2 protein-coding genes and 1 pseudogene are annotated in these 2,204 nt (G+C 65.4%); all 3 read left to right on the top strand.

The window, feature by feature from the left end; all coding sequences use genetic code 11:
- Window positions 1-270: pseudogene (locus tag A5652_RS28175) on the top strand (peptide synthetase); the annotation flags it as partial.
- Between the two features lie 31 nt (window positions 271-301).
- Window positions 302-1,081, top strand: a complete 780-nt coding sequence (locus tag A5652_RS21550; protein ID WP_067356435.1) for an Rv3717 family N-acetylmuramoyl-L-alanine amidase — start codon at window positions 302-304, stop codon at window positions 1,079-1,081.
- Window positions 1,082-1,453: 372 nt separating this feature from the next.
- Window positions 1,454-2,113, top strand: coding sequence for a DUF4190 domain-containing protein (locus A5652_RS21545; RefSeq protein ID WP_067356432.1), 660 nt, complete (start codon window positions 1,454-1,456; stop codon window positions 2,111-2,113).
- Window positions 2,114-2,204: the final 91 nt, after the last annotated feature.

The raw sequence follows: 2,204 nt of genomic DNA, 5'->3' as shown, positions 1-2,204 counted from the left end.
ACCAGCGATGCCGAGGAACTTTTCACCAGGATCAGCCCGTGGGAGATCATGGTCACCAACCTGGGCGTGCAAAACCTCGATGGCGCAAGCCCTTTGCGTCCGACTGCGGTGTGGGGTCCGGTGGTGCTCAGCCAAACCGATGGGGAATACCTGACGGGAGTCACCACCTACGAGGGCAGGCTGAGGATGGTGACATGCGGGCACAGCGTGCCGGCCACCTTCCTGAAGAGTGTGGGTGAGGCGTTGATGACCGCTGCCGAGGAACTCTGACCGCCGGCGAGCCGATTGCTACCATCGCGCGGTGAGTGATCGCCCTGGTGGGCCGCGATCCATAACACGTCGCGACGTCCTGAGGATCGCCGGTGTGGTGCCGGCGATCGTCGCCGCCGGCGCGTTGTTGCCGGCCCCGCGCGCAAACGCCGGGGTGGCCGGGACGTCGGTCTTTCTCGACCCGGGCCACAACGCCGTCAACGACGCCTCGATCAACCAGCAGGTCCCCAACGGCCGCGGCGGCACCAAGCCCTGCCAGGCCTCGGGCGCCGTTGGCGACGACGGATATGCCGAGCACACATTCGTCTGGGCGGTGGTGGGGTTGATCAACGATTCGCTGAACCAGATGGGTGTGCGAACCCAGCTGTCGCGCGACAACGACAGCGGAGTCGGCCCCTGCATCGACCGACGCGCGGCCGCGGCCAACGCCATGCACCCCGACGCGATCGTGAGCATCCACGCCGACGGCGGGCCCGCATCCGGCAGCGGATTCCACGTCAACTACTCCAGCCCGCCGCTGGGCGATGTCCAAGCCGGGCCCGCCGTGCAGCTGGCGCACGCGATGCGGGATGCCTTGGTCCAGTCCGGTTTACAGCCGGCCAACTACATCGGCTCGGACGGCCTCTACGGCCGCGACGACCTCGCCGGGCTGAACCTGGCCCAGTACCCCGCGGTGCTGGTCGAACTGGGCAACATGAAAAACGCCGGTGACTTGGCGCGAATGGAAAGTCCGGACGGCCGCGCGAAATATGCCGCCGCGGTCACCCAGGGCATAGTCGCTTTTCTGAACTCCAAAGCCCCGACCGGTTAGCCCGGCGGGATTGAGCTAACTACCCGACGCAGCCTGCACGTTCGATAGCTAACTTCTGCGACGCACTGGAGTTAGCTGTATGACATTGCAGTTAACTTAGATACAGACGCAATAGCGAACATCGCGCCGCAGCCTAAATTGCGCGTGTGTGCGGCGCGCCACTATATATAGCAGTACCGAAAGGTGCTTCTCGTGGAAAAAGAGTGCGTCGTGCCTGCACCGACTATGTTGATTTGTTGCGGTGGGACGTCACGAGTTTCAAGGCACGTGGTGACGGTGAACGCCGCCGACTGGGCGCGTTGACGGGGAATGGGATGGCGATTTGATCAGGGGGATGGGTGACCAGCTCCGGCCCAGCATCGAGGGGCGCCGATGACGTATAGGGGTTATCAGGATCCGTTCGGTGGCGACCCATTCGGCGGGCAGGGGCCCGGGTTCGGCCAGAACCAGCCGGGTCATCCGCCCGCAGGATCCGGGGGCTTCCCGTCCGGGCCGAAGGTCAACACATTGGCCACGCTGTCAGCCATCTTCGCGTTCGTCTTCGCGCCGGCCGGTGCCGCGCTGGGGCACGTGGCCCTGTCTCAGATCCGCCAACGCCACGAGCGCGGCCGTGACCGCGCCATCTTCGGGCTGACCGCCTCGTACCTGTTCATCGTGCTGGCGGTGGGGGCACTGGCGGTGTGGCTGGTCACCAGCGGCGGATCCGGTTCGGACACCGTCAAGACGGCGGCTCCCAGCCCGTACGTGCCGCCGACCCCGCCGCGCACTACGGTGATCACAGCCCCGCCAGCGCAGCGCCCGAGCGTGTCCGTCGGCGACCTTCGCGTGGGTGACTGCATCGAGGTCCAGCAGAACAAGCCGGACCCGTCGGAGAAGGCGGACTTCATCACCATCTACCCGGTCAGGTGCGAGGTGCGCGAAGGCGTGCTGCAGGTGACACAGCTGCTTTCCAACGACTCCTGCAAGACCCCCACGACGCTGTGGAACAAGACCAAGACCGTGTACGCCTGCATCGTCGACTTCAAGGGTTGAGATGGGACCGCACAGCGTCGTATCGCGTCGCACAACACAGCGGTTCACCGCTACGGCCGGTGGGGTGAACTGATGTATCCCAGCGAAGACC

This window comes from Mycobacterium sp. 1165178.9 (assembly GCF_001673555.1).
Lineage (GTDB): Bacteria > Actinomycetota > Actinomycetes > Mycobacteriales > Mycobacteriaceae > Mycobacterium.
Note: the sequence above shows the minus strand (reverse complement) of the source record. Positions and strands in the feature narration are given on the sequence as shown.